Annotated in this window: 3 protein-coding genes and 1 pseudogene; 2 read left to right on the top strand and 2 right to left on the bottom strand. The window is 47.3% G+C overall.

Annotated elements, in window-relative coordinates; translation table 11 throughout:
* Positions 1-427, bottom strand: a 427-nt coding sequence (locus STRDD11_RS01005) for a glycosyltransferase family 2 protein (protein ID WP_164828329.1), incomplete at its 3' end; no start/stop codon positions are given.
* Between the two features lie 333 nt (positions 428-760).
* Here STRDD11_RS01005 and STRDD11_RS01000 point away from each other — a divergent pair.
* A complete protein-coding gene (locus STRDD11_RS01000) occupies positions 761-3751 on the top strand; it encodes a TNT domain-containing protein (protein WP_128834488.1) in 2991 nt (996 codons plus the stop codon).
* 432 nt (positions 3752-4183) lie between these two features.
* Here STRDD11_RS01000 and STRDD11_RS00990 read toward each other — a convergent pair whose 3' ends face one another.
* Positions 4184-5008: a PrsW family intramembrane metalloprotease gene (locus tag STRDD11_RS00990; protein WP_128834485.1), complete on the bottom strand. Its 825-nt coding sequence runs from the start codon at positions 5006-5008 to the stop codon at positions 4184-4186.
* A gap of 158 nt (positions 5009-5166) precedes the next feature.
* Between STRDD11_RS00990 and STRDD11_RS00985 the strand changes: the two are divergent.
* Positions 5167-8204: pseudogene (locus STRDD11_RS00985) on the top strand (AAA family ATPase).
* Positions 8205-8601 lie beyond the last annotated feature (397 nt).

The raw sequence follows: 8601 nt of genomic DNA, 5'->3' as shown, positions 1-8601 counted from the left end.
CCCCTGTCTGAAGCTTAAAGAGAGTGCGGGTCAGGCTGTTGCCGAAGCGGCTGCGCAGGGGCACCTTGCCCGTAAAGGCGCGTGCCCCCAGCACCAGCTGATTGGGATTTTCAGCGGCCTTGGCTGCTACGCGGAAAATATCCCAGACCTTGTGCTGGCCGTCTGCATCGGCTGTCACGACCGTACCGTAGACTTTCAGAGCTTCAATGAAGGTGAAGGCCGTTTTTAAAGCCTGCCCCTTGCCTTGATTGGTCTTGTGATGCAGCACCGTTGCATAGTGTTCAGCCTCTTTGAAAATATGATCGCACTTGGCAGAACTGCCGTCATTGATGACAATCACATGAAAATGATGCTTATTTTTAACTTTTCTGATTAAACGAAGCAGATTGTGATCCGGTTCGTAAGCAGGAATGACTAAGTAGTCCATATCAGTACCTCTTTCTCAGATATTCTGTAGACAGTATACAGACCTCGGCTTAAAGCTAGCTGATATAAGTTAGGTTTAAGAAAATGTTAATAGTTTTTTAAGGAAAGAGCGGCGGCAGGATGGGCTGAAAAGGTTGAAACAGAAGAGATGGAGGAGGTTTTGGGCAGACTGAGTGCCAAGCACAGGCGGCTTAAAATAGTCTTAAAAAATAGCAAAATAAAAATGAAATTAGTCTAACTTTTATTAAAAAACTATAACTTTGTACCAAATATATTATAACCTTCGGAAATATATGTTATATTATAGTCATCATTGTTATAGAAAGGAAATCTTATGAAAAAAATTGTTCATAAATTGGTTTTAATTTCCGCTTTGGCGCTTGGTGCTGTAACATTTCACCCTCATACCGTTAAAGCTTGGGGATTTGGCGGAGATTTCGGTGGTTCAAGCTTTTCCAGCGACGGCTGGTCGAGTTCGTCCAGCTTTGACAGTGGCTTCTCCAGTGCTGATTACCAGCCGATTAGCAGCCCATCGGTCAGTGACAGTTTCAGCAGTTTTAGCTCAAGCGACTATCAGCCGATTAGCGCCCCATCAGTAACAGACAATGCCGACAGTGTAAGTGCAGGCGACTACCAGCCAATCAGCAGTCCATCGGTGAGCGAGAGTGTCAGCAGTTTTAGCTCAAGCGATTACCAGCCGATTAGCAGTCCATCGGTGAGCGAGAGTGTCGGCAATGTTAGTTCGAGTGACTATCAGCCAATCAGTGCCCCATCAGTAACAGACAATGCCGACAGTGTAAGTGCAGGCGATTACCAGCCAATCAGCAGTCCATCGGTGAGCGAGAGTGTCAGCAATGTTAGTTCGAGTGACTATCAGCCGATTAGCGCCCCATCAGTAACAGACAATGCCGACAGTGTAAGTGCAGGCGATTACCAGCCAATCAGCAGTCCAGTATCCGTTTCTGACAGTTTGACAGATGCAGCAGACTATCAGGCGATTGCTGCTCAAGACAATGCTGCAGCTTCAGACGGTCTGGCTGCGAACGGGACAGCAGCTTCTTTGAAAACTACTGATACCGAAACAGAGCAGTCAGCGGCAGATGTTTGGGATGCGGTAGATTTTACTGAAACCGCATTAGGCTCTGCAAACGGTGAAAGTCAGAATGACAGCACAGGCAGCCGCCGCTACGATGTAGCTGTTTCGCCAGAGGTTGAAGCCGCTTTGGACTCCTTGTCAGAAGGGCAGAGAGAGCAGTTCGTTCAGGCTTTGAAAGACTATGGTTACGGCTTGGATGTTTCTGAAAATTCCACTGATGCACATTCAGCTTTAAAGAACAGCCCGAGCTTCGCTTCATCCAGCGATGAGGAAAACTTTGATTTCGCGCCTTATGGCCAGTCAACTTTAACGGATAGCCAAGGTCAGCCCACTTCGGACTATCAAGATTTACTGGATCTTGCAAGCTATCGAGAGGAGCAGTCTCTTTTCGACCAACCTGCAAGCAACGACTATCAGATTAAAAAAGGCGATAGTTTAGCCAAAATCGGCAATCTCCATTATCCAGATGATAAGGAAAAGGCAGCGGCGGCTTCTATGCTGGCCCTTCAGGATTTATATGGGCAGGACAAGCTAAACGTCAATAGCAAACAAAATCGCATCAATCTAACCCCTGGTGATAAGGTTAATGTAGATTTGTCTGACTACACACCAGAAGAAATCAGCGCTCTGGCCAAAGGGTTTAATAAAATCCAGTCAGCGGAAAATAAAATCGATACCTTCCGGCAGGCTCAGGAAGAAGCCAAGGCCTTGGCTCAAGCTCAGGAAAGGCAGAACAGGGCTTTTCAAGCAAGGCAGGTAGCTCAGCAAACACAAACACCTGACGAAGTCTCTCGTTGGAAGAACTTTATGAGGGAGCATACGTCACCGGTCAATCAAAGTAAGAGTCAAAAAATTGCTCAAGGCTGGGAAAACTTGAGCGCACCTGCTAAACTAAATCGTTACAGCAACGTAAGTATCAAAGATGCTTTGCAAGCTGTTAAGAATCGGCCGATTCCAAAAGCAGGTTCAGTCCCTGAGCCTGAGAATGAAGTTAAACCGGGAGCGGTAAGTCAGTTTGTTAATAAATATCTTTTTGCAGATCCTAGCGCTTCCAATAAATATTTAGCCGAAGCAAAGATATCGCCAACAGATTTTAGTCTAGATGCATTTGAAAAAAGATTTAAAATTAATCATGAAACTGGAAAAGAAGCCTTTAAGGAATATTATAATGATACTGTTACTGGGTTAGCCCCTTTGGTTGATTTAATCTTTGACGGTATGAAAGAAATGGCCCATGATACTGGGTTAATTAATCTATCTAAAGATGAATTGAACGATATTTATAATCGAGATGCTGCTATGTGGCAAGGGATTATTAATAAATGGGATTCAACCTCTGTTCCAGAGATGTTATTGGGAGCAGATAAATTTGTATCGAAGCTTGCAGAACAATTGTCTCTAGGTCGCCTAGTATATAACACTTTTTCAAATTTCATGACCGGAGACGGCTCAGCTCAAAAAGAGCAGCATAAAACCAACTTGGAAACGGCTGGGCTTGCCTTACTAGCGTCGAAAGCATCTCTGGCTGGGAAAATTGCAAAAAATGGTGTAGGTAGTGCAGCCCGCACTGCTGTCTCTAAATCTGACCAAGTCTTAAATAAGGTAGAAAATAATGTTTTAAGTAATCTTGCAGCTAGCGCAGAAGGCCGAAGAGCTTCCAAATTTTATGCTCATATTGGCAATGAAAAGCGGATTGATATAAATCGTGTTAATCTATGGCATCGTTTAGCAAATGCAGGAATAGAGCCGGCTGATAGAGCCAAGTTAACCCAGTGGTATCAACTGCCAGAAGCTGAGCATTATCTATCAAATAAAAAAGTTTACGATAATCCAGATTACATTAATCAGTTAACAGGCGGCACCATTTATCCAGGAACTTCCGAAAGTGCTTTGGGCAAGGTTGATGGAAGTATACATAAAGATGGATTTTTGAATGGTGAATACAAAGAATCCGTTATATTGCCAGGAACCAGAATAAATAGGATTGGTTCTAATCCAACAGGAAGGTATTTCTCTCCTGCAGGAGCAACATTTGGTGAAAAGGCTTTGCCTCCTTTTATGAAACTACAACCGACTTCAGATTATATTGCACTAAAGAAAATACCAGTCAAAGAAGGATTGGTTGCGCCTTGGTTTGATGAACCTGGTATGGGGATTCAATTAATGACAGATTTACCAATTGCTGAATTAGAAAAAGGCGGCTACTTACGTAAAATAAAAAGGGAATGATGTTTTGTTAACAGTATTAAGAAATAAAATTGAAGACCTAATTTCCGAAATTGGAAATATATAATTAGAAGAATTTGGAATCTATTTTTACAGAAAGAGGTAAAATGACATCAGAGATTTCTAATCTAACTGATGACGAAGCGGCTTATCAAATTTTAAAAATTATCATTGAGATTGTTTCTTCACAAGCGATTGATGAAAAAATGCGGATGCAATAGAAAGATGAATCGAAAGAAACGAATTTGATAAAGTTAGTCGATTAGTTGGGGAGACACAGGAGAAGAGGTGCAGATAGGGAAAGGAACTGCTGCAAAAAATTAATCCTCTTTATGCTTTATGGTACGAAAGCGAGCATTATAAATAAATCTCAGCATAACCATATATCTAATCAGACAGCCATTCAGATTAAAAAACGACCCTCGCGGTCGTTTTTTAGTGTTCCCCTTCCCATTCGTCCCGCTCCATCTTACGAATTGTCCGGCAGGCTTGATAAAAGAGGTAGACAGCCAGAGCGGTCATGGCAGGTGTGATGATGGGGATATCCGTTTCGATAGCGGTCAGCGGAGAGTTCCAGAGGAAGTGGAGGACGAAGGCCGCTAGGAAGTAGAAGAGACCAGCTCGGAAGTAGGTTTTCTGGGTCTTGGCATAGCGCAGCATGAGGGCCAGGCCCAGAGCAGTCAGGCCGGTGTAGAGCCAGTGAGAGGCGATGCCGCCAGTGATGCGGCCCAGAATACCCGATATGGTATAGGAAAAACCTTGGGGCAGATCGGAGAGGATATAGGAGAAGTCCTCGCTGATCTGAAAGCCCATGCCTGCTGTGATACCGACAAGCAGGATGGATTTGAACTGCTTGACCGGCGCCAGATAGAGGGCGAAGCCCACTGCCAGCAGCTTGAGCGGTTCTTCGACCAGCGGAGCCGCAAGTGCATTTTCCAGGTCGCTGATCAGAGTGTTGGGGAAGTTTGCGCTGACCCACTCATGGATATAGGTATTGGCCAAGCCAGAGGTCCAGCCAGCGATAAAGAGCCCGCCCAGCAGGGCAATCGCCAGACTCTGCGGCGGTGTCTGCCATTTCCTGCCCAGATAGCGGATGGTCAAGAGAGCCGGGATGATATAGAGCAGGGCCAAAAGAGCGGCCAGACCGACGATGCCGTAGGAAGTCCCGGACATGCTGCCGTAAGTATAGGCCTGCGTTTCATAGTCTAGGCCGACAGCGGCCAGAACGAGAAAGAGTAAAAGGATAATCTGTTTCTTCATAAATCACTTTCTAAAATTTATTTTTATCTTAGTATAGCAGAAAAAGCCTAAAAGAAGCTAATCTGGGGACCGGAATGTTGGGGTAGTCAAATATTTTACTTGCTAAAATGTCTTTTTTTGTTTATATTAGTTTTATAAGCTTTCTTGGAGGCGTTTGCATGACGAAGAACCTGCTCACATTAAAATTATTGGGAAGTCCCAGTGTCTTTCTCAATCAGGAAGAAATTTTTTCCCTTTTGCCAAAATCAATGCTCTGCTCTACTATCTGCATATCAAAGGGACGGTCAATCGGGAGGAAATCGCCGGAATCCTTTGGGAAAATAAGGACAACCAGACGGCGAAAAAGAACCTGCGCAATACCATCTATCAGGCCAATAAGCTGCTGGGTGGGGACTGGATTATTGCGCCCAATCGGACGGTGCTCTCCCTTAATCCCAAGTTTTCTCTGGAAAGCGACGCGGCCTTATTTTCTCAGCAGCCGGCGGAGCATCTGTCGCTTTATGGAGGAGATTTTCTGCAGGGCTTTTATCTCAAGGACAGCGAAGCTTTTGATTTCTGGGTGTCCAAGATGCGGACGGAGTTTGAGCAGCTCTATATCAAGGCCTGCTATCAAAGACTGGAGGAGGAGAAGGACCGGCTGGATCTGGAAGAGGCCGAAAGCAATCTGCACCGCCTCATCCGTATCGATGAATTTGACGAAAAAAACTACCAGCTGCTGATGAAGCTCTATCAGGACAACAACCGGCCGGGCAAGGTCATCGAGACTTACTATAAGCTGGTCAATCTCTTGGACAAGGAGCTGGGCATCAGTCCCAATGAGCATATCCAGCAGATTTACCATGAGGTGGTGGCCAAGGACCGCAATGAGCGCAAGACCAAGCAGTTTCTGCGCAATACCGACCATTTCTTTGGCCGGGTGGATGAGATCAAGCGGCTGGAATCGTATTTTTCTAAGATTTTGGAGGGGCAGGAGGCGCGTGCTCTGGTGCTGGTCGGCGGGACCGGTATCGGCAAGCGGACGGTGACCCGGCAGGTGCTGGCCAATCAGACCAAGTATTTTCAGATTGTCATGGCAGAGTGTTTCAGGGAGGAAATGACGGCAGAGCTGCAGCCCTGGCGCGGTCTCTTGGACGGTCTGGGAGACCTGGTCATTCAGCACCAGATTCTTTCTATCAGCCAGTGGCAGGTCATTTTGGAAACCTATTTTCCCATCTTAGAAGAGCAGCTTGCGGGTGAGGCTATTGACAGCAGCCGGCTGGCCCAGTTTGTGGTGGATATTCTGCAGAAGATTTCCAAGAAAAAGGCCCTGGTTGTGCTGATAGAGGACTGTCATTGGCTGGACAGTGCCAGTGTGGCGGTTTTGGAGCAGGTCATCAATCATCTGAGTGACTATCCGGTAGCCTTTGTCCTGACCAAGCATTTGAATACTCCTCCTTACTTGGAGCATTTTCTCAATCATCTGCTGGTTCGCGGCAAGCTGGACTTTATCGACCTGCAGCCTCTGAGTCAGACAGAGAGTGCAGCGTATCTGCAGGCCCAGCTTGGGACGCTGACCGTTTCTGAGCAGGAGGCAGACCAGATCTATCAGATTAGTCAGGGGATTCCTTTCTTTCTGTCCGAGTATGCTCAGGAGCTGCTTGACGGAGAGAAGTTTCACCCTCTGACCCCAGCGATTAAGGCCAAGCTGTCCTTGAAAATGGATCAGATCAGCAGCCGGGAGGAGGAGCTGCTCCATTATCTGGCCTGCTTCAGAGGGTCTGCAGCCCTGTCAGTCCTGACCAAGCTCATGGCCCTGCCCTTGGAGGAAATGGTGGAAATTACGGAGGAGCTGGAGCAGAAGCACCTTTTGCGGGAGGACTATGACGGGGAGGAGCTGGTCCTGCAGTTCAGCCAGCAAATCTTGCAGCTCTATGCTTATGATCGGCTGTCTCTGGCCAAAAGGCGCATCCTGCACAACCAAATCGCTCAGGGCATGGAAGCCCTGCTGGAGGGCTCGCTCTACCATGCCCAGCTCTTTCGTGAAATTGCCTATCATTATAAAATGTCCAAGCAGGCTATCAAGTCGCTGGAATATGAGCTCCATTATCTGGATGCGACCCTGCAGTTCCATCATGAGCTTTTTCCGATTTATTCACGGGAATTCGGCTTTATTGAAAAGATGGATGATGCCAATCAGTCGGCGGTCTTGGAGCAGTTTGACCGCATCCGCCGGAGGATTGGAGACTTGGAGGGCAAACACCAGCAGCACCGGGATTTTCAGCTGCTGGTCCTGCGTTTTCTCTATTTGGAGGGCCGTTATTCCATCCGGCGGGGCCACTACCGGCAGGGAATGGACAATATCCAGCGGGTTATTTCGGCAGCCAAGGAGCTGAACCAGCTGGAATTTCTCCTGGAGGGCTACCGGCAGGTCATTTACTACTGTATCCAGACGGAAAATATCCCGGAGATGCGCTACTATACCGAGCTGGCTCTGGATGCTTCCGTGCAGGCCAATAACCATGAGGCGATTGCTGTCAATCTTCGGCTGAAGGGACTCTATCATCTCATGGTGGGGGAGGAGGAGAAGGCGGCTCACCACCTCTGCCAGTCCATTGACTGTTTCAGCCTGACACCGTCGCTGCGCTCCAAGTATTCCATTCAGATTGCGGCAGCCTTGGACTATCTGGCGGAAATCGAGCAGGTCAGAGGGGATTTTCAAGCGGCTCTGGCCCATCAGAAGGAGGCTATTGGGCTGACGGAAAATAAAACGGCCGAACCCTCGCTGATTGTCTTTTACATCGGGCTGGGGATTAGCTATTATTTTTTGGGGGACTATGAGCAGGCAGAGCAGATTTTCCTCCGGGCCAAAAAAGAGCTGGCCTCCCTGTCTTTTCCTTGGAAGGAAGCCCAGCTGGAAGTTTACTTGGCTCTGATCGACTGCGCCAAGGAGGATTACCAGCCGGTGCTGGACCTGCTGCATAAGAAAGAGCAGCTGATAGCCCGCTATGCCAATCCGCGGGACAAGGGCATGATTTACTATCTGATGGCTCTGCTCAAGCACCGGCAGCTGATGGGCAGTATTGAGCAGGCGGACTTTGAAGATTTGCTGCCGCAGCATTTTGACAGCTACTATGACATAGCCAAGGCCCATCTCAATCCCTACCGGGACCGTCACCAGCTGGAAGACTTGGAAAACCTGCGTCTGCAATTGCCGTAAAAATAAGAAGCAAAAGAAAGGCGGTGGGACAGAAATTTTGAAAAAATTTAGTTCCCTTCACTCTTTTGTTTCTAAGCTCAGGCTGAAAAGGTCTCCCAGACCTTTTCACTCCCAGCCCGCGAGGCTCTCACAGTCCGGGGGACTGTGAGAGGTTGGGGATAAGGAAAACAGAGTTTTCCTCAATGTAGGAGCTTTTTGGAGTCTAAAAGACGAACAAAGTTGAGACTTGCTTCGCAAGTCCTATCCGCAACCTCAAAGCAGTGCTTTGAGCAATCAGCTACCGCGTCAAGAGTTTTTTTCCAAAACAAAGCGAGACTGAAGGACTTTTTATACAGTATCTTCCAAAAGATGCATCCCTCTGTGGGTGAGGACGCAGCCATCATGGGAGTCTGTCTCA

Origin of the sequence: Streptococcus sp. DD11, from assembly GCF_001578865.1 — a bacterium.
GTDB classification, from domain to species: domain Bacteria; phylum Bacillota; class Bacilli; order Lactobacillales; family Streptococcaceae; genus Streptococcus; species Streptococcus panodentis.
Note: the sequence above shows the minus strand (reverse complement) of the source record. Positions and strands in the feature narration are given on the sequence as shown.